A 22,282-nucleotide genomic window follows, 5' to 3' on the forward strand; every position below is an offset into this window, starting at 1 on the left:
GAGCCTAACGGCCGCGCTGGCGGCGGCGCCTCGTGCACGGCCGGTCGACCCGCTCCCTCCTGCTGACCTGCGCGAATGCGCTCGCCTGTGGAGAACTCCGATGCCCGGTCGTGGCGCCGCGCCCGGCCCGGCAGCGTGGTCGAGGAGCCCGGACCCACCGGGACGATGAGGAGGTCGGAATGCTGATCGCGTGGGGCGATGACCTGGTCGGGGCGCGGGCGGCCGCCCTCCGCCGGGGCGTGGACGCACGGACGATGGACGACTACGTCAGCGCGCACCTGAGCCGGGTGGGCGCGTTCCGCGGCGTGCTGGGGCTCTTCCAGGAGCAGTACGCCGCCACGCTGCGCAGCGTGCATGCCGGCCTCCGCGCGGACGCGGCGCGTGCCGGGGCCATCGGTGACGGCTTCGAGGTGTGCCGCCGGGAGCTCTCCGCCGCCGAGGACCGCAGCTCGTCCGCCCTCACCCGGCTGCTGACCTCCCTGGCGGCCGAGGCGGGGGTCACCGCCGTCGAGCGGCTCGGTGGTGCGACAGGTCAGCGGGTGGGTGACCTCGCGGACAGGTTCACCACTCCCGCGGACGTGGCGCGATCCTCCGCGGACGTGATGAGCGCCGGCGACGACCTGGCCTCGACCATCGGCGACGTGGGCGACTACCGGGCTTTCGCGGACGGGGGCTCCCGATGACCATGATGGACGCCGGCGCTTCGATCGCATTGCCGGTCCCCGAGGGCACCCAGGGCCGTTTCATCGACCAGAAGCGCACCGAGTGCGGGCTGCTGATCGGCACCACGCTGGAGGTGGTGCGCCAGCTCACCGGACGCGACCTGCTGCGCGAGATCCTCGACCCCATCGCCGGGGACTTCGACGCGGTCTCGGCGATGCAGCAGGGATGGGGGCACCTCGCGCGTGCCGGCACCGAGGTCGAGCAGCAGTGGGCCGTGCTCTCCCGCGGGCTCGAGCCGGGCTGGTCCGGTCTCGCCGCCGACCGGGCCGGGGAGACGATGGCCGAGGAGCAGCGTCGCGCCGCGCTCCGCTCCCGAGCCGCCGGTCTGATCGGCGAGCAGCTCGGGCATCTGGTGGAGGTGGCGCGCAGCACGACCAACCTGGTGTGTGCCGCGCTCGCGTACGTGGACACCCTCGTCCAGGACCTGATCAAGGACGCCCTGCTCGGCCCGGTGGGCGGCCTGCGTCAGCTGTGGAAGGCCAAGGCCAGGATCCAGCGGCTGATCTCCCTCATCGACCGGGCGGCCGCGGCCGTGGAGGACCTGCTCCGGGCAGCCGTGATCGTCACCCGGGCCCTGCAGAAGGTGCAGGCGTCGATGGACGCGGCCACCGAGGTCACCCGCGGCGCCGGGACGGTCGCGCACGCCGTCGCCGGGAGCTACACCGACGAGACCGCGAACCGCGGCTACGCGCCATGACCACGGCCGGGGAGCTGGAGGCCGCGGTCCGGGAGTCCGCGACGGAGTGCCGGGGCATCCAGGCCCGGCACCGGCTGCTGGCCGACCAGCTGGAGGAGGAGCATGCCGAGGCGCGCGACCGGCTGGACGCCCACGACCGCGAGCGCGCGGCTGCAGCTCGGGCCGGGGACAGCGGCCCGCTCGCCGAGGAGCTGCAGCGCCGACTGGACCGCGGAGACACCACGCTCGCAGGGATCATCGGCGGCGAGGACCCGCACCCGAGCGCCGATCGGGCGCGCGCGGAGTGGTCGGCGACCCTGGACGGCTGGCTGGACGACCCCGGGTTCCCGCGACTGCGCGACCCGGACGTCACCGACCCGCTCGTCCCCCCGGAACGAGCGGGTCGGTGATCGTCGTGCGAGCCGAGTGCGGTCGGGTCAGCGCACCGCCCGCGGGCCGACGTACTCCCTCGGCGTCTTCGGGCCGCGGACCTTGCCCTCGCCGTTCACCAGGGCCGTGCTCTGGGCGAGGGTGTAGATCCCGTGCGCCGCCGCGTCCCCGAGCTGGTCCTGCGAGGTCTCGCTGATGTTGGTGATGTCGTCCTCGGGCGTGTGGTAGTTCGGGTCGTAGATCTCGCCCGCGGTGCCGCCGTAGATCGCGGCCTGCTCCTCGGTCTTCACCCCGTCGGCGCCGCTGAAGAGGCCGCCGGAGGCCACCCCCGCGTCCAGGAACGGGCCGTAGTCGGAGCGGCCGCTGAACGGCGTCTCCTCACTGGCCAGGCCGACGCTGTCGAAGTAGCGGGTGAACATCTGCTCGATCTGGCCGGACCCGTCAGGGCCGTCCACACCGGTGCCCAGCGAGTTGTCCCCGTCGTAGACGAACCGGACGAAGTTCGGCGAGCCGATCATGTCGAAGTTGAGGTAGGCCGCGATGTCATCGAGCGCGGCCGGGTCGTTCTCCTGCAGCTGGGTGACGTAGTGCTCCGCACCCAGCAGGCCGAGCTCCTCCGCACCCCACCAGGCGAACCGCACCTTGTTGGCGAGCTTCTTCTCCTTGGCCAGCTGCTCGGCGATCTCCAGGATCCCCGCCGACCCGGAGCCGTTGTCGTTGATGCCCGGGCCGTCCTCGATCCCGTCGAGGTGCGCGCCGGCCATGACCACGTTGGACGGGTCGCCCTTGGCGGTCTCGGCGAGGACGTTGTAGGTCGTCCGGGTCTCGTTGACGGTGTCGGTGGTGACCCGCGCGGTGGTGCCGGCCGGGTCGCCGAGGTCGACACCGGTGGGGTAACTGAGGCCGAGCACCGGGATCCCGACGGGCTCGCCGAGGGTGCCGTTGATGCTGCCCTCCTCCCCCTCCGTACCCCGGTTGAAGATCAGCGCCGCGCTGGCGCCGGCGGCCTCGGCGTTGGCGGCCTTCTGGCCGAAGGGGCAGGTGCCGCGCTGCATCAACGCGATCGCGCCCTCGGGGAAGCTCGCGAAGTCCTCCGCCTCGCAGCCGCTGGTGCTGGTGGCGCTCGGGCTCAGGTCGGTGTCGACCGCGACCACCTCGGCGGTCACGTCGCCGGAGCCGGAGAAGCTCATGGTCGAGAAGTCGTCGGGTGAGGCATAGGTCGTGGCGTCCGGCGAGACCTGGGACAGCTGCGCGGGCGTGGTCTCGGCGAAGTAGGGGAACTCGAAGGTCTGCACGGTCGGCTTGTAGCCGGCGGCGCGCAGCTTCTCGATCACGTAGTTCATCGACGCCCGGTAGCCCGGAGTGCCGCTGGCCCGGTTGCCGTCGTTGGCATCCGCGATCCGCTGGAAGGCGTTCAGATGCTCCATCTGGCCGGCGAGGGTGACCGCCTCACGGAACTTCCTGGACGCCTGGGCGGGGTCTTGGCCACGCTGGGCGGGAGGAGCGGCGACGGCGGTCGTCGTACCGACCATCAACGCGGTGGTCGCCGCGACGGCGAGTGCTGTCCTGCGGGGTGAGGTGAGGCGCACGAGTCTCTCTTTCCAGAAGGTGATCGGGAGGTCCGGGATCGCCGGCCTCCCGTGATGGGCTGTCGCGCAGCAACCTAGATCAGGTGTGTCATGGGTCACAACAGTCGGAAAGTTCCGTTTCGTGGGAGGGTGCCGAGCATGAGCATCATCAGCAGCGGGCCGCGGGGGGTCTTCCGCCGCAAGCCCATCGACCAGATCGAGCCCGAGGACCCCGACGGCGGAGGCCTGACCCGCGCGCTCGGCGTCGGTCAGCTGACCGCACTCGGGGTGGGCGGCATCATCGGCGCCGGCGTGTTCTCCCTCGCCGGCGCGGTCGCCAAGGAGGACGCCGGGCCGGGCGTGCTCTTCTCCTTCCTCATCGCGGGCATCGCGAGCGCGTGCGCGGCGCTGTCCTACGCCGAGTTCGCCGGGATGATCCCCAAGGCGGGGTCCGCCTACACCTACGGCTACGCCGTCCTCGGCGAGGGCGTCGGCTGGCTGATCGGCTGGGACCTGCTGCTGGAGTACACCGCGATCGTGGCCGTCGTCGGCATCGGAATCTCCGGATACTTCGGCTTCCTCGTCGAACAGGTGGGCATCTCCCTGCCGGAGTGGATGCTCGGCGCGCCGGGCAGCGACCCCTCCCAACCGGGCCGGGTCGTGGACCTGTTCGCGGTGATCCTGTGCCTGCTCATCGCGTTCCTGCTCACCCGCGGGGTGAAGAACGCCGCCCGGGTCGAGTCCTTCCTGGTCTTCCTCAAGGTGGGCGTGGTGCTGCTGATCGTGGCCATCGGCGCGTTCTACATCCAGACCGACAACTACACCCCCTTCCTGCCGTTCGGCTGGAGCGGCGTCTTCGCCGGCTCCGCGGTCGTGTTCTTCGCGGTCTTCGGGTACGACGCGATGAGCACCGCCGCGGAGGAGTCCGCCGACGCGCGGAAGGCGCTGCCGAAGGCGATCCTCATCTCGCTGGCCATCTCGATGGTGCTCTACGTGCTCGCGTGCCTGGTGCTCACCGGCATGGTCAACTACACCGAGGTCGACTCCGAGTCGGCGTTCGCGCAGGCCTTCGCCGACGTCGGTCTGCCGGGTGTCGCCACCCTGATCTCCGTCGGCGCCATCCTGGGCATCGCGACGGTGATGTTCACCTTCATGTTCGCCGTCACCCGGGTGTGGTTCGCCATGGCCCGCGACGGCCTGCTGCCGAAGTGGTTCGCCGCGGTCGACCGCAAGCACCACGTGCCGACCCGGGTCACCTGGATCGTCGGCATCGGCTCGGCGCTCATCGCCGGCTTCACCCCGATCGCCGAGGCGGCCGAGCTGACCAACATCGGCATCCTGCTCGCCTTCGCCGTGGTCTGTTCCGCGGTGATCGTGCTGCGCTACCGCTCCCCGGAGATCGAGCGCGGCTTCCGCACGCCACTGATGCCGTGGATCCCCCTGCTCGGCGTCGCGTCCTCCATCTGGCTGACGACGTACCTGACCGCGCTGACCTGGGAGCGGTTCGCCATCTGGTTCGGCCTCGGCCTGGTCGTGTACGCCCTCTACGGCTACCGCAACTCCCTGGCCAACCCGAACAGCCCCCGCCACCACTGACACCCGCCGACTCGGCGGATGCGTGGGGGTGTCAGGGGGTCAGGAGGCGCGGGCGCCCGCGAAGCCGGCGCCCATCACCAGCAGGCGCACGGTCCGCTCGGCGGCGTCGGCCACCAGCTCCGAGGCCTCGGTCACCGCGCGCTCCAGGTCCATGGGGAGCGGGATGATGCCGACCACCGCGCCGATGCCGATGTCGTGCACGGCGCTCGCGCCGTCCCCGATGGAGCCGGCCAGCGCGATGCAGGGGCGGCCCGCCGTACCGGCCCGACGGGCGACCTCGGCGGGGATCTTCCCGCGAGGGGTCTGGAAGTCCACCGCCCCCTCGGCGGTGAAGACCACGTCGGCGCGGGCAATGGCCCCGTCGAGGTCCAGGCCGCTGAGCGACTCGTCGAGGAGTACGTCGAACCGCGGGCGCAGCCTGGCTCCGCACACCGCCGCGAGGGCGGCACCGAGGCCGCCTGACGCGCCGGTCCCCGGGCCGGTGGCGACGTCGAGCCCGAGCCGGTCCAGGGTGTCGCCGCACGTGTCGGCCAACAGCGCCGCCCACTGGGTCAGCGCGGCGTCCAGGGTCTCGACCTGCTCGGGCGTGGCGCCCTTCTGCGGACCGAACACCCGCGCCACGCCACGCTCCCCGGTGAGCACGTTGTGGATGTTGCAGGCGACCTGGATCTCCACGTCGGCCAGCCGCTCGTCCAGCCCGGACAGGTCGAGGCTGGCGGCCTCGGCCAGGCCCGCACCTCCCTCGGGCACCTCGGCTCCGGAGGCGTCCAGCACGCGGCCCCCCAGCGCCCGGACCAGCCCGGCCCCGCCGTCGCTGGTGCCCGAGTCGCCGCAGCCGACCAGGATCCGGGTCGCCCCCTCGTCCAGGGCGGCGCGGACCAGCTCGCCCACGCCGTACGTCGTCGTGGACGTCGGGTCGCGCAGGTCCGCGGGCACCAGGCGGAGCCCCGCCGCAGCGGCCATCTCCACCACGGCGGTGCCGGAGGCGGGACCGCCCAACAGGGCCAGGTGGCTGTCGACCGGATCGCCGACCGGGCCGGTGACCCGGACCGGGACGACCCGGCCGCCGGTGGCCTCGGCCAGGCTCACGGCGGTCCCCTCGCCGCCGTCGACCAGCGGCATCACCTCGGTGACGGCGCTCGGGAGCGCTCGGCGGATGCCGCGGGCGATCGCGTGCGCGACCTCGGTGGAGTCCAGGCTCTCCTTGAAGCCGCTGGGGGCGATGAGGAAGCTCTGCGGGACGACGGTGGGCATGGTTCTTCTCCTTCGGGACGGATGGGCTCAGAGCGGCAGGCCGAGGTGCGGCCAGACCAGGAGGCTGAAGGCGACGACCAGCGCCGCCGAGACCGGCGCCAGCACGAGGCTGAGCCGGCGCAGGTCGCGGGCGGAGTACGTCGGCACGTCCTCGACCGCGGCGAACATCGCGACCGGCTTCGCCGACGCGGGCAGGGTGTGGCAGAAGCCGGCGGCGGCCGTGGACGCGAACGCCGCGGCGACCGGGGAGACCCCGACGGTGGGGGCGAGCGCGACCACGATCGGCACCAGCACCGCCGAGCGGGCCGAGCGGGACTGGATCATCAGGTGCGCCGCGGTGGAGAGCACGACCACCATCACGATGAAGCCGACCGCGGAGGTGATGCCGAGGCGGGTCAGCAGGCTGGCGGCCAGCCAGTCGGCCGCACCGGAGGTGATGAGCGCGTCGCCGAGCGCCAGGGTCGCGGCCATGAAGAGCAGGAGCGACCACGGGACCTGGCGTAGGCCGTCCTTGAGCTTGGTCGAGCCGAAGCGGGGCGAGGCGGTCACCAGGGCGCCGATGAGCGCCACGATCGCGGGGTGGATCCCGTGCAGCGACTGGGTGCACCACAGCACGACCACCGTGCACAGGATCATCGCCGCCCGGGTCTCGGCGACGGTCAGCGGACCGGTCAGGGGCGTCTCGGAGACCGCGGCCAGCTCCTCGATCCCCACCCGGACCGGCTGCCGTCGCTCCGCACGGTCGAGGAAGAGCAGCAGCACCAGCTCGGTCGCGAGATGGCTGCTCACCACCGCCAGCGGCAGCCCGAGGACCAGCCACTCCGCGAAGTTGAGGGTCTCCCCCGTGGCGGTCTGCAGCACCTGCACGGTCACCAGGTGGGCGCCGGCCCCGAGCAGCGAGCCGACCGCCGACAGCAGGATCACCGTCGGGAAGATCAGCGCCAGGGCGCGGACCGCACGTGCCCGCTCCGGCCCCAGGACCCGCGCCAGGGCCAGGAAGACCGGCAGCGCCAGCGCGGCCCGGCCGGAGGTCGCCGGGATGGCGAACGTGGTCACCACGAGCGCCCCGGTGACCAGGTGCGCGAGGCCGCGCAGGGTGTGGGCGCCGGTCATCAGCCACGCCGCGGCGCGGGTGGCCAGACCGGAGGTGGTGACACCGGCGGCGATGACGAACGCGGAGACGAGCAGCCAGATGGTGTCGTCGCCGAGCGTGGCGAAGAGCCGCTCGGTGCCCAGGACGCCGGTGATGACCAGCGCGGTCCCCGCGACCAGCGCGACGAAGGTGTCGTCGAGGTCGGTGAAGGCCCAGGCCCACACGGCGGCGAGGAAGGTCAGCAGGGTCACCGTGCCCGGCGTGGTGAGGGTGGTGACCTCGCCGTCCACCCCGACGACGCGGTCGTCGGCGACCAGCACGATGACGGCCAGCAGCAGCGCGATCACCGCCCCGACGAGCGGCGTGCTCCGCCACCACGACGGCCGCGCGGTGCGGCGCTCCTCGGGCCGCTCCCACGTGGGCGGCTGGGTGCGGTACTCGGTCCCGAGACTCATGCGTCCTCCTTCGCGGGTACGGCGATCCCGAAGACCGCCCCGGGCCGGCCGTCGGCGACGAACGCCGAGCCACCGTGCGCGTCGGCGACGGCGCGGACGACCGCGAGTCCCAGGCCGAGGCGGGTGCGGTCATCGTCGTCGTGGGCGAACCGGCTGAAGAGCCGCTCGGCGTGCTCCAGGTCGACGCCGGGGCCGACGTCGCGCAGGGCGACCTCGAGGTGCGCCGTACCGTCCTGCTCGGTGCGACGCACCGACCACTCCACGCGGTCGCCCGCGGTCGTGTGGTCCGCGGCGTTCTCGGCGATCTGCCGGACGGCGAGCAGCAGGCGCGCCGGGTCGAGGTCGGCGCTGACGTCGTCGACGCCGGTGCAGACCCACGCGCGGTCGGCGACCCGCGGGAGCTCCTGACGCAGCGCGTCGGCGATCTCGCCGGAGGTGACGGTACGGCGGGCCAGGAACCCCGGGCGCTCGGCGCGGGCCAGGGTCCGCAGGTCGGCGAGGACCTCCTCCATGCCCTCGAGGTGGTGGGCGACCGCCGCGACCGCGGCCCGCTCCTCCTCGGTGCGCGGCTGCACCCGGCTCAGCTCGCGGCGGGAGCGGGTGATCGGCTCGCGCAGCTCGAAGCCGGCGCCGTCGACGAAGCGCTGCTCGGTGGCGATGGCGTTCTCCAGCCGGTCCAGCAGCCCGTTGATGGTGCGGGCCAGGTCGGCGAGGTCGTCCTCGCCGTGCACCTCCAGCCGGCGGCCCGGGTCGTCCTCGGTGATCCGCTGGGCGTCGCGCTGCATCAGCCGCAACGGCCGCAGGATCCGGCCGGCCACCACCCAGCTGACCAGGCTCGCCAGCACCAGCACGACCACGGAGACGCCGCCGAGCAGCCGGACGACGCGGTCCGCGGCCTGCTCGGCGGGATCGACGAAGATCGCGACCACGAAGCGGCCGGCCGCCTGCCCGGACCCGTCGACGAGGTCGACCTTGCCCCAACGCACCGCGCCGGCCGGGGTCTCCATGATCCCGCTGGGCCCTTGCAGGGTGCGGGCCATCGCGTCCGGGTCCTCGGCCAGGTCGTAGCCGTCGACGACGGTCCCCGGACCCCGGTTCTTCAGCACGGTGCCGTCGGGCAGCTGGGCGATCAGGTACTCCCCCTCCGCGGGCCGCTGCCGGGACAAGAAGAGCTCGACCAGGGCCCTGGAGGAGCCGAAGGGCTCCGCCGTACGCGGGTCGCGACCGTCGCGCGCGAGGTCGCGGAACTCCTCGAGCTCCTGGGTGACGTCGGCGTTCGCGTCCTCGGCCACCTCCGCGCGCAGCGTGGCGCTGACGGTGGTGGCGACCGCCACCAGACCGACCAGCGTGGTCAGCACGAGCCAGCCGACGATCCGCCAGCGCACCGGCACCCGAGACCCGCGCGGCTCAGTCATCGGCGGACTCCGCCGCGTCAGGTCCGGCCTGCGACACCCGGACCGGCGTGGGGTCCGTGACGTCCGGGGCTCCCGGCCGCGCGGCCAGGGCCTGGCTGGCGAGGGCCAGCAGCACGGGTACGGCGAGCAGCCCGATGAGCACGAGCACGCGGGCGGCGGCGGGGTGTCGAGACATGCCCCCTAGGCAACGCAGCCACCATGAGTCTCAGGTGAGGCTCAGATGAGGGGGCGCTCATGCTTCGCCCCGGGCCCTCTCCCCCGCGCGGCGGAACGACGTGGCCTGGCTACCTCCCGTCAGGGGGCCGGGAGCGTCAGAGGATCTCGCCGGGGGCGTACGACGCGGCCTCGGGATAGCGGGAGACGACCTCGCCCACCCGCCGGACGACCGCCTGGGTCTGCGCCACCGCGGCGCCGGTGAACTCGATCGGCTCGGCGACCAGCGAGTCGATCTGCTCCCGGGTCAGCCCGAGCCGCTCGTCGGCGGCGAGCTTGGCGAAGACGTCGTTCTCGGCCTGCCCCTGGCGCATCGCGAGCGCCGTACCGACCGCCGCCTCCTTGATCGCCTCGTGCCCGGCCTCGCGCCCGACGCCGTTGCGGACCGCGGCCATCAGCACCTTGGTCGTCGACAGGAACGGCAGGTAGCGGTCCAGCTCGCGCTGGATCACCGCGGGGAACGCGCCGAACTCGTCGAGCACGGTGAGGAAGGTCTGGAAGAGGCCGTCGGCGGCGAAGAAGGCGTCGGGCAGGGCGACGCGGCGTACGACGGAGTCGGAGACGTCGCCCTCGTTCCACTGGTCGCCCGCGAGCTCGCCGACCATGGAGAGGTAACCGCGCAGCACGACCGCCAGACCGTTGACCCGCTCGCACGAGCGCGAGTTCATCTTGTGCGGCATCGCCGACGAGCCGACCTGGCCCTCCTTGAAGCCCTCGGTGACCAGCTCGTTGCCGGCCATCAGCCGGACCGTGGTGGCCAGGTTGGACGGCCCGGCGGCGAGCTGCACCAGCGTGGAGACCACGTCGAAGTCCAGCGAGCGCGGGTAGACCTGGCCGACGCTGGTGAGCACCCGGTGGAAGCCGAGGTGCCGGGCGATCCGCTCCTCGAGGTCGGCGAGCTTGGAGGCGTCGCCGTCGAACAGGTCGAGCATGTCCTGCGCGGTGCCCATTGGCCCCTTGATCCCGCGCAGGGGGTAGCGGGCGAGCAGGTCCTCGAGCCGCTCCAACGCCACCAGCAGCTCGTCGGCGGCGGTGGCGAAACGCTTGCCGAGCGTGGTGGCCTGGGCGGCCACGTTGTGCGACCGGCCGGCCATCACGGTCGTCTCGTGCTCGGCGGCCAGCCGGGCGAGCCGGGCCAGCGCGGCCACGGCCCGGTCACGCAGCAGCTCGAGGGACTGGCGCACCTGCAGCTGCTCGACGTTCTCGGTCAGGTCGCGGCTGGTCATCCCCTTGTGCACGTGCTCGTGGCCGGCGAGGGCGTTGAACTCCTCGATCCGGGCCTTCACGTCGTGCCGGGTGACCCGCTCGCGCGCGGCGATGGAGTCCAGGTCGACCCGGTCGATCACGGCGCGGTAGTCGTCGATCACGCCGTCGGGTACGTCGACCCCGAGGTCGCGCTGCGCCTCCAGCACGGCCAGCCACAGCTCCCGCTCCAGGGTGATCTTGTGCTCCGGCGACCAGATGCGCGCGAGGTCGTCGGCGGCGTAGCGGCTGGCAAGGACGTTGGGGACGGTCACGGACGCTCCTCCTGGACGACGGCTCCCTCGACGACGCCGAGGGGCTCGGCGGCGATGTCGCGCCGCCACTGGGCACCGGGGAAGGAGATCGCGGCGATCCCCTCGTAGGCCTTGGCCCGCGCGTCGGCGACGTCGTCGCCGGTCGCGGTCACGGTGAGCACCCGGCCGCCGGCGGTGACGAGCGCGTCGCCGTCGCGGGCGGTGCCGGCGTGGATGACCTCGACGTCCGGCTCGTCGACCAGCGTCTCGGTGCCGACGATGACGTCGCCCTTCGAGGAGCCCTCGGGATAGCCCGCCGAGGCCATCACCACGGTGACGGCGGCCCCGTCGCCGAACTCCGGCGGGGGTACGCCGTCGAGCCCGCCGGTCGCGGCGGCGAACAGCAGCTCACCCAGGGGCGAGGTCAGCACCGCCAGCACCGGCTGGGTGTCGGGGTCGCCGAACCGGCAGTTGAACTCGATCACCCGCGGCCCGTCGCCGGTGAGCGCGAGCCCGACGTAGAGCGTGCCCGCGAAGGGGGTCCCCCGCCGGGCCATCTCGTCGAGCGTCGGCTGGACCACGTCGCGCAGCACGTCCTGGGCGACCGTCTCCGGCGCCCACGGCAGCGGGGTGTAGGCGCCCATGCCGCCGGTGTTCGGCCCGCGCCCGCCGTCGAAGATCCGCTTGAAGTCCTGCGCGGGCTGCAGCGCCCGCGCCGTGCTGCCGTCGCACACCGCGAAGATCGAGAACTCGGGCCCGTCGAGGAACTCCTCGACCACCACCCGCTCGCAGCCGGCCGCGTGCGCGAGCGCCTCGTCGCGGTCCGCGGTCACCACGACGCCCTTGCCGGCGGCGAGGCCGTCGTCCTTGACGACGTACGGCGACCCGAGCTCATCCAACGCCGCCGCGACCTCGTCGGCCGTGGTGCACGTCCGGGCCCGGGCGGTGGGGACCCCGGCCGCGGCCATCACGTCCTTGGCGAACGCCTTGGAGCCCTCCAGCATCGCGGCCTCCCGGCCCGGGCCGTAGCACGCGACCCCCGCGTCGCGGACCACGTCGGCGACCCCGGCCACGAGCGGCGCCTCGGGCCCGATGACGACCAGGTCGGCGCCGATCTCACGGGCCAGCGCGGCGACCGCGTCCCCGTCGAGGATGTCGACCTCCCGCCGGGTCGCGACCGCCTCCATGCCCGGGTTCCCGGGGGCGACGTACACCTCGCCCACCGACGGGTCGCGGGAGAGCGCGAGCGCGAGCGCGTGCTCGCGGCCGCCGGTGCCGATGACGAGGGGCCTCACGTTCCGCGATCCTATCCGCGCCCCGCTGTCGCAGGTCCCGCCGGCCAGCTTCCGGTGGTCGAGCGCCGGTCTCGCCGGTCGAGCCCCGCTCTCGGTGGTCGAGCCTGTCGAGACCACCCCGCGTCAACAACCGACCACGTTCACTCCGCGGCCGTGGTCTCGACAAGCTCGACCACCGAAGAGCAAGCCGACCAGCGAAGAGCCGTGGTCTCGACAAGCTCGACCACCGAAGAGCAAGCCGACCACCGAGCGGCCGTGGTCTCGACAAGCTCGACCACCGAGGAGCGGGGCTCGACCGGCGACGAGGGCGTCAGGCCTCGGGGTGGACCACGACGGTCTGCTCGCGGCCGGGCCCGACGCCGACGGCCCAGATCCGGGTGCCGGACATCTCCTCCAGCGCACGCACGTAGGCCTGCGCGTTCGGCGGCAGGTCCTCGAACGTGCGGCAGCCGGAGATGTCCTCCCACCAGCCGTCGAGGTACTCATAGATCGGCGTGGCGTGGTGGAACTCGGTCTGGGTCATCGGCATCTCGTCGTGCCGCACCCCGTCGACGTCGTAGGCCACGCACACCGGCACCTGCTCCCAGGAGGAGAGCACGTCCAGCTTGGTGAGGAACAGGTCGGTCAGCCCGTTGACCCGGGTGGCGTAGCGGGCGATGACCGCGTCGTACCACCCGCACCGGCGGTCGCGGCCGGTCGAGACGCCGACCTCGCCGCCGATCTTCCACAGCTTCTCGCCGTCCTCGTCGAACAGCTCGGTGGGGAACGGCCCGGAGCCGACGCGCGTGGTGTACGCCTTGATCACCCCGATCACCCGGTCCAGCCGGGTCGGCCCGACACCCGAGCCGGTGCAGACGCCGCCGGCGCTGGCGTTGGAGGAGGTGACGAAGGGGTAGGTGCCGTGGTCGACGTCGAGCATCGTCGCCTGGGCGCCCTCGAAGAGGACGGTCTTGTCCTCGTCCAGGGCGCGGTTGAGCAGCAGCCCCGTGTCGGCGACCATCGGCCGCAACCGCTCGGCGTACCCCAGCAGCTCCTCGACGACCTGCTCGGCCTCCACCGCGCGGCGGTTGTAGACCTTGGCCAGCACCTGGTTGCGCAGCTCGAGCGCGCCCTCGACCTTCTGCGCGAGGATCTTCTCGTCGAACAGGTCCGCGACGCGCAGGCCGAGGCGGTTGACCTTGTCGGCGTACGCCGGCCCGATGCCGCGCCCGGTCGTGCCGATCTTGTTCTTGCCCAGGAAGCGCTCGGTGACCTTGTCGATCGTGGAGTGGTACGACGCGATCACGTGCGCGTTGGCCGAGACGACCAGCCGCTCCTCGACATCGGTGACCCCGCGCTCGCGCAGGCCGTCGAGCTCGCGGAACAGCGCCTCGGGCGAGACCACGACGCCGTTGCCGATCACGCTGGTGGCGCCCGGCGTGAGGATCGCCGAGGGCAGCAGGTGGGTGGCGAACCTCTCGCCGTTCACCACGATGGTGTGGCCGGCGTTGTGGCCGCCGCTGGTGCGGACGACGTAGTCGATGGTCTCCTGCGAGGCCAGCAGGTCGGTGGCCTTCCCCTTGCCCTCGTCGCCCCATTGGGCTCCGAGCACCACGATCGCGGGCATCCCAGCCCCCTCCGTCTGGTCAAAGAAGCGACCCCGGGCACTCTCGCGCGCCGGGGCCTCGTGCGACCTCACGCTACCAAACGACGCCAGTTAGCCTGATCGTTGTGGACCCACTTCTCGTGATCACCAATGCCGACGCCGGCACCGCCGACCAGGAGACCCTGGAAGAGGGGCTGGAGATCCTCCGCGACGCCACCGACGTGGAGGTGGCCGCCACCTCCAGCCCCGGCGAGCTGGACGGGGTGCTGCACCGGGCCGGTTCCCGGCGGATCGTGGTGGCCGGGGGCGACGGATCGCTGCACGCCGTAATCGCCTCGCTGCACCGCCGCGGCGACCTGGAGAAGGCCGTGGTCGGCCTGCTGCCCCTCGGCACCGGCAACGACTTCGCCCGGTCGATGGAGGTTCCCCTCGACATCAAGGACGCCGCGCGGCTGATCCTCACCGGCGAGGTGCGGCCGGTCGACCTGCTCACCGACGACGAGGACGGCGTGGTCGTCAACAACGTCCACGTCGGCGCAGGGGCGCAGGCCTCCCGGCGCGGCGCCCGGTGGAAGAAGCGGCTCGGGTCGATCGGCATCGGCAAGGTCAACCTGGGCAAGCTCGGCTACCCGATCGGGGCCTTCCAGGCCTCGTTCATGCCGCCCTCGGTGCGCCTGCGGATCGAGATCGACGGGGAGGTCGTCAACGACCTGGACCAGCCGACCCTGATGGTTGCCGTCGGCAACGGCATCTCGGTCGGCGGCGGCGCGGAGCTCACGCCCGACGCGGACGCCGAGGACGGGAAGGCCGATGTGATGATCTCCCGCGCCGTGGGCCCGATCTCCCGGTTCGGCTACGTCCTGGACATGGCCCGCCGCCGGCACCGCGAGCGCGACGACGTGCGCTACCTCCGCGGTCGCGAGGTGCGGATCTCCGGCGAGGAGTTCTACGCTGCCGCGGACGGCGAGATCGACGGCCCGCTGCGCGACCGGAGCTGGACGCTGCACCCGCACGCCTGGTCGATGATCCTCCCGTGAGACGGGTCCTGGCCGCCTGAGAGAATCGGCGCCATGGCTCGAGGACGCAAGCAGCAGGGTGCTCCCCACGACTGGGTGACGCGCGCCGCCGACGACGCGGTGCGGCACGCCGGCGAGGGCAAGCCGGTGACGGTCTCCTCGGGCGCCTCCCCGTCGGGCCCGGTCCACCTGGGCAACCTGCGGGAGTTCCTCACCGTGCACTTCGTCGCCGACGAGCTGCGCCGGCGCGGGCTCCAGGCGCGCCACCTGCACGTGTGGGACGACTACGACCGCTTCCGCAAGGTGCCGGCCGGCGTCCCCGCGGAGTGGGCCGAGCACATCGGCCGCCCGCTGACCGCCGTACCCGACCCCTGGGGCTGTCATCCCAACTGGGCCGAGCACTTCAAGGCGCCGCTGCGCGACGCGCTCACCGCGCTCGGGGTGGAGATGGAGGAGATCTCCCAGACCGAGCTCTACGGCAACGGCACCTACCGCGAGCAGGTGCTGACGGCGGTGCGGCACCGCGACGAGATCGACGAGGTGCTGGCCCGCTACCGCACGAAGAAGCCGGTGCAGGCCGAGACCGACCAGGAGGCCGAGGCGCTGGCCGACTCGGTGGCCGACGAGGAGGACCCCTCCGGCGCGACGGCGCTCGAGCGGTTCCCGTTCAAGCCCTACTGCCGCACCTGCGGGCGGGACACGACCACGCTGACGTCCTACGACGACGAGACGACCGACCTCGCCTACACCTGCGACTCCTGTGGGCACTCCCACGTCACCAACCTGGCCACGCAGGACGAGGGCAAGCTGGTGTGGAAGGTCGACTGGCCGATGCGCTGGGCGTTCTACCACGTCGATTTCGAGCCCGCCGGGATGGACCACGCCACCCCCGGGTCGTCCTTCACCGTGGGCCACGAGCTGGTGGAGAGGATATTCGGGATGCCCCGGCCGGCGTGGTTCGGCTACGGCTTCGTCGGCTTCGCCGGGGTGCAGAAGATGTCCTCCTCCGCGGGCGGCGCTCCCACGGCGACCGACGCGCTGGAGGTGCTGGAGGCCCCGGTGCTGCGGTGGCTCTACGTCCGCCGCAACCCGCGCCAGACCTTCGACATCGACTTCGGCCCCGAGGTGATCCGGCTCTACGACGAGTGGGACGCGCTCGGTCGCAAGGCCGCGGACCCGGAGAGGCGGGACGCCGCCGTGCTCGCCCACGAGCGGGCCGCCGCGACCGCCGCCGGGCCGCTGCCGGCCCCCGAGGTCGTCGTGCCGTTCCGCCTGCTCTCCTCCGTCGCCGACATCACCGCGGGGTCGCCCGAGCACATCTCCCGGATCGTGGCCAGCTCCGGCTTCCCCCACGACGGCGTCGAGGCGCTGGAGCCCCGGCTGAGCCGCGCGAGGGGCTGGGTCGCCACCCGCCCCGAGGACGAGCGCACGACGGTCCGCGAGACCGCCGACGCCACGGCCCTCGAGGCGCTCTCCCCGCAGGAGTCGGAGTGGCTCTCGCTGCTGCTGCAGGGGCTCGCCGGGCAGGACGAGCTGGACGTCGAGCACGTCACCTCGCTGGTGTACGGCGTGCCCAAGCTGGCCCGCGGCCTGGGCCTCGACGACGCCCCGACCGAGGAGGTCAAGGCGGACCAGAGGGAGTTCTTCCGGCTGCTCTACCACCTCCTCGTCGACGCCGAGCGCGGCCCGCGACTGCCCACCCTGATCGTGGCACTGGGCGCCGACAAGGTCCGGTCGCTGCTCTCGGTGTGACGCGCCGGGGCTCGCCCGCCGTCGTACTGTTCGGTACGTCGGGCCGGGCTGGTCTCGACGGGCTCGACCAGCGAAACGGGCTCGACCAGCGAAACGGGCTCGACCAGCAGAACGGGCTCGACCAGCGCACAGGACCTGACAGATGTCATGCCCGGTCCGGGAGGAACCCACCCGGACCGGTGAGCCGGCGCACTACTGACGAACGCCGGTCGGCCGGAGAGTGGAGCCATGACCACTCCCACCCAGCACTCCCCCGCCGTCGAGGCCGTCGGACTGCGCCGCAGCTACGGCTCCGGCGACGAGACCCACGAGGCCGTCCGAGGCATCGACCTCACGGTGGAGCGCGGCTCCATCACCGCGCTGCTCGGCACCAACGGCGCCGGCAAGACCTCCACCCTGGAGGTGATCGAGGGCCTCGCGCGGCCGACCGGCGGCGCGGTGAGCGTCCTCGGCCTGGACCCGTGGAAGGACCGCGCCGAGGTGCGTCGCCGTACCGGCATCCTCCTGCAGGACAGCGGCTTCCCCGCGGACCTGACCGTCCGCGAGACCCTCGCCTACTGGTCCGACACCGTCACCGGCTCGCGGCCGGCGGACCGGACCCTGGCGATGCTCGACCTGACCGAGCGCCGCGACGTGCGGGTCCGGGCGCTCTCCGGCGGCGAGACCCGCCGGCTTGACCTGGCCTGCACGCTGGCCGGCGACCCCGAGCTGGTGTTCCTCGACGAGCCCAGCACCGGACTGGACCCGCAGAGCCGGCGCCGCGTGTGGGACCTGATCCGCGAGCTGAAGGCGGCCGGCACCACGGTGCTGATGACCACCCACTACCTCGAGGAGGCCGAGGCGCTGGCCGACCGGATCGCGATCATGCACCGCGGCCGGATCGTCCGGGACGGTACGCCGGCCCAGATCACCGCCGACCAGCCGGCGACCGTCCGCTTCGGCACGCCCGCACGGCCGCTGCCCGAGCTGCCCGGGATGGTCGACACCGGCGCCGACGGCGGCCTCACCGTGCTGCACACCCGCGACCTGCAGGCCACCCTGCACCGGCTGCTCGCCTGGGCCGCCGAGACCGGCACCGACCTGGACCGCCTGGACGCGCGTACGGCGACCCTGGAGTCCGCCTTCCTGGCGATCGCCCGCGACGACCACGCCACCCCGACCACCGACCTCACCACCGCAGGAGCGACCCGATGACCACCGCCACGGCCACCACGACCGCCCCGCGCCCGACCACCGCCGCGGGCCGGCTGCTCACCCTGACCCGGATGAACGCCCGACTGCTCACCCGCAACCGGCTGACGCTCAGCTACGCCTTCGTGATGCCGCTGCTGCCGCTCCTGCTCGCCCTCGCGGGCGGCGGCGAGCCGACGGACACCCAGGTCGTCAGCACCGTCGGGGCCTGCCTGATGACCGCACTGCTGTTCTCCGCCTACTACAGCGCGCTCTCCCTGACCGTCACCCGCCGCGACGAGCTCGTGCTCAAGCGGCTGCGGACCGGCGAGGCGACCGATCGCGAGATCATCGGCGCCATGCTGCTGCCGGGCATCGCGATCGTCGTGGGGGTGACCGTGCTCATCGCCCTGATCGGGCCGGTGTTCGACATCCCCCTCCCCGACAACCCCGCCCTGGTGGTCGCCGGCGCGCTGGTCGCGGCCGTCTGCTTCGCCGTACTCGGCCTGTGGACCGCCGCCTGGACGCCCACCGCCGAGGCGGCCCAGCTCACGTGTCTGCCGATCTTCATGCTCGGCTTCGCCGGGCTGTTCTTCGAGCTGATGCCCGACGCGGTGGCCCGGGTGGCCGAGTACACCCCCGGCGCGGCGGTCGTGAGCCTGATGGACGCCGGCTGGGTCGGCGGCGGCGCGAACGTCGTCTCGGCGCTGCTGGTGCTGGTCGCCTGGACCTTCGCCGCCGTCGCGCTCGCCCGGCGCGGCATGCGGTGGGAGCCGCGCGCCTGAGCCTTTCCCGCAACTAGGGTCGGACCGACACGAGAGGAGGCGCGATGCGCTGGAGCTACCGCGGGCTGGGCCAGGCCGACCGGGTCGAGCTCTACACCCAGCAGAGCTTCGTGGTGCTGCTCTGGCTGATGCCGGCGGCCTTCGTGCTCCCCGTGCTCGGAGGCGCCGGGCTGCCGGGTTGGCTCCTGGCGTTCCTCGTGACCATGGCGGTGGCGACGGCCGTGGAGCTGCGCTTCTTCCGGGATTGGCGCGAGCCCGGCCCGCTCGAGCAGGCGCTCCTGGTCGGGTCCGCCCTCGTGGCGGCGGTCGTGCTGCGCTCCTCCGACCTGGTCGGGTACGACGCCCGCGCCGTCGCGATGGCGCTCGTGTGGGCCGTGGTCTGGCCCCTCGCCGGCGCCCGGGGCACCCTCGCCATCGCCCGCCTGCTCGGCGTCGCCGCGCTGGTCGGCGGCATCGGCACCAGCGCCCAGAGCCGCGCGGCGTGGTGGGTCGACGCGTCCGCCGGAGCGATCGTGGCGCTCTTCGTCACCGCGTTCAGCCTCTTCACCGTGCGGCTGTCGGTCTGGATCGTGACCGTCGTGCGGGAGCTGGACGAGGCGCGCGAGGCCCAGGCGTCGCTGGCCGTGGCCGAGGAGCGGCTGCGCTTCTCCCGCGACGTCCACGACGTGATGGGCCGCCAGCTGTCCACCATCGCCCGCACCAGCGAGCTCGCCGCGACCCTGGCCCGCCGGGGCGACTCGGCCGGAGCCGCGGACCGGATGGCGGAGGTGCAGGGGTATGCCGACGAGGCGCTGCGGGAGGCCCGCGAGCTGGCCCGGGGCTACCGCGCCCCCACGCTGGAGCAGGAGGTCGCCGGCGCCCGGTCGCTGCTGGAGGCCGCCGGGATCACTGCCGACCTGGACGTCGCGGGCGTCCCCGAGGACTGGCAGGAGGCGGTGGCGCTGACCATCCGCGAGGGCGTCACGAACATCCTGCGGCACTCCCGGGCGACCGCCGTGCGGGCGAGCTGGGACGGCCGGGTGCTGGAGCTGGCCAACGACGGCGCCGGGGCGCCGGGTGGGCCGGGGCAGGGACTGACCGGACTGTCGGAGCGGGTCGAGCCGCACGGGGGGCGGATCGACACGACCCACGACGCCGGTCGGTTCCTCCTCCGGCTCACCATCCCGGCCGCCGCCACCGCCGCGGAGGCGCGCGCGTGACCGATCCGATCCGGGTGCTGCTCGCCGACGACGAGACGCTGGTCCGCACCGCGCTGGCCCAGCTGCTGGACCTCGAGGCCGACCTGACGGTCGTCGGCCAGGCCGGGTCGGGCCCGGAGGCGCTCGCGGTCGCCCGGCAGCAGCAGCCCGACGTCGCCCTACTCGATCTGCAGATGCCCGCACCGGACGGGATCGCGGTCGCCGAGCAGCTCGGGCGCGACCTGCCCGGATGCGGCTGCGTCATCGTCACCAGCCACGGCCGGCCCGGGCACCTCAAGCGCGCCCTCGCGGCCGGCGTACGCGGCTTCCTGCCCAAGACCACCTCCGCGCATACCCTGGCCGAGGTGGTGCGGACGGTGCACGGGGGTGGCCGGTTCGTCGACCCGCAGCTGGCCGCCGAGGCGATCGCGGCCGGCGACAGCCCGCTCACCGCGCGCGAGGCCGACGTACTCGAGCTCGCCGCCGACGGCGCACCCGTCGACGAGATCGCCCAGCGGGCCGCGCTCTCGCCCGGAACGGTGCGCAACTACCTCTCCAGCGCGGTCACCAAGCTCGGCGCGAGCAACCGGCACGACGCCTGCGCCCGGGCTCGCGCGCAGGGCTGGATCTGACGTCAGCCGAGCAGCGCGGCGTAGGCATCGGGGCTGGAGTCGCGCAGGAAGTCCGCGCAGCGCTGCTCCTCGTCGGTCTCGCCGATCGCGCCGGCGGCCTGGGCCAGCAGGGCGAGGCTGGTGAGGAAGCCGCGGTTCGGCTCGTGGCTCCACGGCACCGGGCCGTGACCCTTCCAGCCGTTGCGGCGCAGCAGGTCGAGCGAGCGGTGGTAGCCCACGCGCGCGTAGGCGTAGACGGTGACGTCGTCGGCGCCCTCGTCCTGCGCGGCGCGCGCCAGCGCGGCCCAGGCGACCGGGGAGGCCGGGTTGCGGCGTACGACGTCCATCGGGGCATCGCCGGACGCCAGCTCCGCGGCGGCCGGGTCCTCGGGCAGCCTGGTCTCCGGCGGCTGCGCCATCAGGTCACGGTGATCCATGCGCCCACCCTAGGGCTCCGGTGGGTGCGGTGTCGGCGGCCGGGTGTTCACTGGTCCCTGTGACCGCCGCACCGACGACCTGCGCCACGGACGAGACGATGGCCAACCCGTGGCCGGCCCTGCTCGCGCTGTGTCTCGGCTTCTTCATGATCCTGCTGGACACGACCATCGTGACGGTGGCGACCCCGGCGATCATCGGCGACCTCGGCGCCCAGGTGAACACGGTCGTGTGGGTGACCAGCGCCTACCTGCTCGCCTATGCCGTGCCGGTGCTCATCACCGGGCGGCTCGGTGACCGGTTCGGGCCGCGGCGGATCTACCTGATCGGGCTGACGATCTTCACCCTCGCCTCGCTGTGGTGCGGGCTCACCTCGACCATCGAGGGGCTGATCGCGGCGCGGGTGGTGCAGGGCCTCGGCGCGGCGCTGATGACCCCGCAGACGATGTCGGTCATCACCCGGATCTTCCCGCCCGAGCGGCGCGGCAGCGCGATGGCGCTGTGGGGCGCCACCGCGGGCGTCGCGACCCTGGTGGGCCCGATCCTCGGCGGGGTGCTCGTCGACCACCTGGGCTGGGAGTGGATCTTCTTCATCAACGTCCCGGTCGGCGTGGTCGGCGTGGTGCTCGCCTCGCGCCTGGTGCCGCGGCTGGTGACGCACGCGCACCGCTTCGACTGGCTCGGGGTGGCGCTCAGCGGGGTCGGGATGTTCCTGCTGGTCTTCGGGCTGCAGGAGGGCCAGCAATACGACTGGTCCACCATCGCCGGCCCGTTCACGGTGTGGCGGCTGATCGTCGCGGGGCTGGTCGTGATGGTGCTCTTCGTGCTCTGGCAGTCGCGCAACCGTCAGGAGCCGCTGGTCCCGCTCTCCCTGTTCGGCGACCGCAACTTCTCGGTCTCCAACGTCGCGATCGTCACGGTGAGCTTCTCCTTCACCGCGATGGGTTTCCCCCTGATGCTCTACGCCCAGCTGGTCCGGGGGTGGTCGCCGACCGAGTCCGGCCTGCTGCTCGCGCCGATGGCGGTCATGTCGATCCTGCTGGCGCGGCTCTCGGGGTCACTCACCGACCGGCTGCACCCCCGGATCCTGACCGTCGGCGGCTTCGTGGTGCTCGGCGGCGCGCTGCTGCTGGTCTCCTCCGTGCTCACGCCGACCACCCCGCTGTGGGAGCTCCTCGTCGGGTTCGCCCTGATGGGAGCGGGCAGCGCGTTCCTGTGGGGTCCGCTGGCGGCGAGCGCCAACCGCAACCTGCCGCCGCAGCGGGCGGGTGCCGGGTCGGGGGTCTACAACGCCACCCGCCAGGTCGGCGCGGTGCTCGGGTCCGCGGCCATCGCCGTGCTCATGGACGCCCGGCTCTCCGCCAACGGGCTGGACTTCTCCCCCAGCGGCGGGCACGGCACCCCCGCGGCCGCGCTGCCTCCCGCCGCGGCCGGCGCCTTCACCGAGGCGATGGCGCAGTCCCTGCTGCTCCTGCCCCTGGTGCTCGCGCTCGGCCTGGTCGCGGTGCTGTTCTTCCAGACCCCGCGCCACCTGCTGGCCCGCTGACCCGACTCGGGGTCGACTCGCGCGCCGGCC

20 protein-coding genes are annotated in these 22,282 nt (G+C 73.2%); 11 read left to right on the forward strand and 9 right to left on the reverse strand.

The window, feature by feature from the left end:
• The first annotated feature begins 179 nt into the window (after positions 1 to 179).
• Genes K8W59_RS15775 through K8W59_RS15785 form a run of 3 tightly spaced genes read left to right on the forward strand, consistent with a single transcriptional unit; the run spans position 180 to position 1,809 of the window.
• Positions 180 to 683, forward strand: a complete 504-nt coding sequence (locus K8W59_RS15775; RefSeq protein ID WP_223395755.1) for a hypothetical protein — start codon at positions 180 to 182, stop codon at positions 681 to 683.
• Positions 680 to 1,420 carry a hypothetical protein gene (locus tag K8W59_RS15780; protein WP_223395757.1) on the forward strand — a complete coding sequence of 247 codons (741 nt, stop codon included), beginning with the start codon at positions 680 to 682 and terminating at the stop codon, positions 1,418 to 1,420. Before K8W59_RS15775 ends, K8W59_RS15780 begins: the two co-directional genes overlap by 4 nt.
• The gene (locus K8W59_RS15785) at positions 1,417 to 1,809 is read left to right on the forward strand and encodes a hypothetical protein (RefSeq protein WP_223395759.1); all 393 of its coding nucleotides are present in this window, start codon (positions 1,417 to 1,419) and stop codon (positions 1,807 to 1,809) included. The genes K8W59_RS15780 and K8W59_RS15785 overlap by 4 nt, the downstream gene beginning before the upstream one ends.
• Positions 1,810 to 1,836: 27 nt before the next feature.
• Here K8W59_RS15785 and K8W59_RS15790 read toward each other — a convergent pair whose 3' ends face one another.
• Positions 1,837 to 3,378 carry a M20/M25/M40 family metallo-hydrolase gene (locus K8W59_RS15790; protein ID WP_223395770.1) on the reverse strand — a complete coding sequence of 514 codons (1,542 nt, stop codon included), beginning with the start codon at positions 3,376 to 3,378 and terminating at the stop codon, positions 1,837 to 1,839.
• Between the two features lie 138 nt (positions 3,379 to 3,516).
• On the opposite strand from K8W59_RS15790, the gene K8W59_RS15795 reads away from it, so the two are divergent.
• Positions 3,517 to 4,953: an amino acid permease gene (locus K8W59_RS15795; protein ID WP_223395772.1), complete on the forward strand. Its 1,437-nt coding sequence runs from the start codon at positions 3,517 to 3,519 to the stop codon at positions 4,951 to 4,953.
• 39 nt (positions 4,954 to 4,992) lie between these two features.
• On the opposite strand, the gene K8W59_RS15800 is transcribed toward K8W59_RS15795, so the two are convergent.
• The 7 genes from K8W59_RS15800 to K8W59_RS15830 form a co-directional block, all read right to left on the reverse strand.
• A complete protein-coding gene (locus K8W59_RS15800; protein WP_223395774.1) occupies positions 4,993 to 6,207 on the reverse strand; it encodes a glycerate kinase in 1,215 nt (404 codons plus the stop codon).
• A 27-nt stretch (positions 6,208 to 6,234) separates the two neighbouring features.
• Positions 6,235 to 7,755 (reverse strand): SLC13 family permease, encoded by a 1,521-nt coding sequence (locus K8W59_RS15805; protein ID WP_223395776.1) that lies wholly within the window; start codon positions 7,753 to 7,755, stop codon positions 6,235 to 6,237.
• Positions 7,752 to 9,170 (reverse strand): ATP-binding protein, encoded by a 1,419-nt coding sequence (locus K8W59_RS15810; protein ID WP_223395778.1) that lies wholly within the window; start codon positions 9,168 to 9,170, stop codon positions 7,752 to 7,754. The genes K8W59_RS15805 and K8W59_RS15810 overlap by 4 nt, the downstream gene beginning before the upstream one ends.
• Positions 9,163 to 9,345 carry a hypothetical protein gene (locus K8W59_RS15815; protein ID WP_223395780.1) on the reverse strand — a complete coding sequence of 61 codons (183 nt, stop codon included), beginning with the start codon at positions 9,343 to 9,345 and terminating at the stop codon, positions 9,163 to 9,165. Before K8W59_RS15815 ends, K8W59_RS15810 begins: the two co-directional genes overlap by 8 nt.
• A gap of 136 nt (positions 9,346 to 9,481) precedes the next feature.
• Positions 9,482 to 10,900 (reverse strand): adenylosuccinate lyase, encoded by a 1,419-nt coding sequence (gene purB, locus K8W59_RS15820; RefSeq protein ID WP_223395782.1) that lies wholly within the window; start codon positions 10,898 to 10,900, stop codon positions 9,482 to 9,484.
• Positions 10,897 to 12,174, reverse strand: coding sequence for a phosphoribosylamine--glycine ligase (gene purD, locus K8W59_RS15825; protein WP_223395790.1), 1,278 nt, complete (start codon positions 12,172 to 12,174; stop codon positions 10,897 to 10,899). Before purD ends, purB begins: the two co-directional genes overlap by 4 nt.
• A 310-nt stretch (positions 12,175 to 12,484) precedes the next feature.
• Positions 12,485 to 13,780 carry an adenylosuccinate synthase gene (locus K8W59_RS15830; protein ID WP_223395792.1) on the reverse strand — a complete coding sequence of 432 codons (1,296 nt, stop codon included), beginning with the start codon at positions 13,778 to 13,780 and terminating at the stop codon, positions 12,485 to 12,487.
• A 104-nt stretch (positions 13,781 to 13,884) separates the two neighbouring features.
• On the opposite strand from K8W59_RS15830, the gene K8W59_RS15835 reads away from it, so the two are divergent.
• The 6 genes from K8W59_RS15835 to K8W59_RS15860 all read left to right on the forward strand — a co-directional run bounded on the left by K8W59_RS15835 (position 13,885) and on the right by K8W59_RS15860 (position 20,292).
• Positions 13,885 to 14,796 carry a diacylglycerol/lipid kinase family protein gene (locus tag K8W59_RS15835; RefSeq protein ID WP_223395794.1) on the forward strand — a complete coding sequence of 304 codons (912 nt, stop codon included), beginning with the start codon at positions 13,885 to 13,887 and terminating at the stop codon, positions 14,794 to 14,796.
• 33 nt (positions 14,797 to 14,829) lie between these two features.
• On the forward strand, positions 14,830 to 16,527 hold the full coding sequence (gene lysS, locus K8W59_RS15840; protein ID WP_223395796.1) for a lysine--tRNA ligase: 1,698 nt from the start codon (positions 14,830 to 14,832) through the stop codon (positions 16,525 to 16,527).
• 228 nt (positions 16,528 to 16,755) lie between these two features.
• Entirely contained in the window at positions 16,756 to 17,721 is a 966-nt protein-coding gene (locus tag K8W59_RS15845; protein ID WP_223395798.1) for an ABC transporter ATP-binding protein, read from the forward strand.
• On the forward strand, positions 17,718 to 18,482 hold the full coding sequence (locus tag K8W59_RS15850) for an ABC transporter permease (protein ID WP_223395807.1): 765 nt from the start codon (positions 17,718 to 17,720) through the stop codon (positions 18,480 to 18,482). Before K8W59_RS15845 ends, K8W59_RS15850 begins: the two co-directional genes overlap by 4 nt.
• A 44-nt stretch (positions 18,483 to 18,526) precedes the next feature.
• Entirely contained in the window at positions 18,527 to 19,681 is a 1,155-nt protein-coding gene (locus tag K8W59_RS15855) for a sensor histidine kinase (RefSeq protein WP_223395817.1), read from the forward strand.
• Complete coding sequence (locus K8W59_RS15860; RefSeq protein WP_223395819.1) at positions 19,678 to 20,292, forward strand: response regulator transcription factor; 615 nt, start codon at positions 19,678 to 19,680, stop codon at positions 20,290 to 20,292. The genes K8W59_RS15855 and K8W59_RS15860 overlap by 4 nt, the downstream gene beginning before the upstream one ends.
• A 2-nt stretch (positions 20,293 to 20,294) precedes the next feature.
• On the opposite strand, the gene K8W59_RS15865 is transcribed toward K8W59_RS15860, so the two are convergent.
• On the reverse strand, positions 20,295 to 20,708 hold the full coding sequence (locus tag K8W59_RS15865; RefSeq protein WP_223395821.1) for a DUF3151 domain-containing protein: 414 nt from the start codon (positions 20,706 to 20,708) through the stop codon (positions 20,295 to 20,297).
• A 59-nt stretch (positions 20,709 to 20,767) separates the two neighbouring features.
• Here K8W59_RS15865 and K8W59_RS15870 point away from each other — a divergent pair, with 59 nt between their 5' ends.
• Positions 20,768 to 22,252 carry a DHA2 family efflux MFS transporter permease subunit gene (locus K8W59_RS15870; RefSeq protein ID WP_317846280.1) on the forward strand — a complete coding sequence of 495 codons (1,485 nt, stop codon included), beginning with the start codon at positions 20,768 to 20,770 and terminating at the stop codon, positions 22,250 to 22,252.
• Positions 22,253 to 22,282: the final 30 nt, after the last annotated feature.

This window comes from Nocardioides rotundus, assembly GCF_019931675.1.
GTDB lineage: Bacteria > Actinomycetota > Actinomycetes > Propionibacteriales > Nocardioidaceae > Nocardioides > Nocardioides rotundus.

Bases quoted from the DNA above. Each gene is read 5' to 3' on its own strand.
- K8W59_RS15775 (WP_223395755.1), top strand. From the start codon at position 180: ATGCTGATCGCGTGGGGCGATGACCTGGTCGGGGCGCGGGCGGCCGCC.
- K8W59_RS15780 (WP_223395757.1), top strand. From the start codon at position 680: ATGACCATGATGGACGCCGGCGCTTCGATCGCATTGCCGGTCCCCGAG.
- K8W59_RS15785 (WP_223395759.1), top strand. From the start codon at position 1,417: ATGACCACGGCCGGGGAGCTGGAGGCCGCGGTCCGGGAGTCCGCGACG.
- K8W59_RS15795 (WP_223395772.1), top strand. From the start codon at position 3,517: ATGAGCATCATCAGCAGCGGGCCGCGGGGGGTCTTCCGCCGCAAGCCC.
- K8W59_RS15800 (WP_223395774.1), bottom strand. From the start codon at position 6,207: ATGCCCACCGTCGTCCCGCAGAGCTTCCTCATCGCCCCCAGCGGCTTC.
- K8W59_RS15805 (WP_223395776.1), bottom strand. From the start codon at position 7,755: ATGAGTCTCGGGACCGAGTACCGCACCCAGCCGCCCACGTGGGAGCGG.
- K8W59_RS15810 (WP_223395778.1), bottom strand. From the start codon at position 9,170: ATGACTGAGCCGCGCGGGTCTCGGGTGCCGGTGCGCTGGCGGATCGTC.
- K8W59_RS15815 (WP_223395780.1), bottom strand. From the start codon at position 9,345: ATGTCTCGACACCCCGCCGCCGCCCGCGTGCTCGTGCTCATCGGGCTG.
- K8W59_RS15830 (WP_223395792.1), bottom strand. From the start codon at position 13,780: ATGCCCGCGATCGTGGTGCTCGGAGCCCAATGGGGCGACGAGGGCAAG.
- lysS (WP_223395796.1), top strand. From the start codon at position 14,830: ATGGCTCGAGGACGCAAGCAGCAGGGTGCTCCCCACGACTGGGTGACG.
- K8W59_RS15845 (WP_223395798.1), top strand. From the start codon at position 16,756: ATGACCACTCCCACCCAGCACTCCCCCGCCGTCGAGGCCGTCGGACTG.
- K8W59_RS15850 (WP_223395807.1), top strand. From the start codon at position 17,718: ATGACCACCGCCACGGCCACCACGACCGCCCCGCGCCCGACCACCGCC.
- K8W59_RS15855 (WP_223395817.1), top strand. From the start codon at position 18,527: ATGCGCTGGAGCTACCGCGGGCTGGGCCAGGCCGACCGGGTCGAGCTC.
- K8W59_RS15865 (WP_223395821.1), bottom strand. From the start codon at position 20,708: ATGGATCACCGTGACCTGATGGCGCAGCCGCCGGAGACCAGGCTGCCC.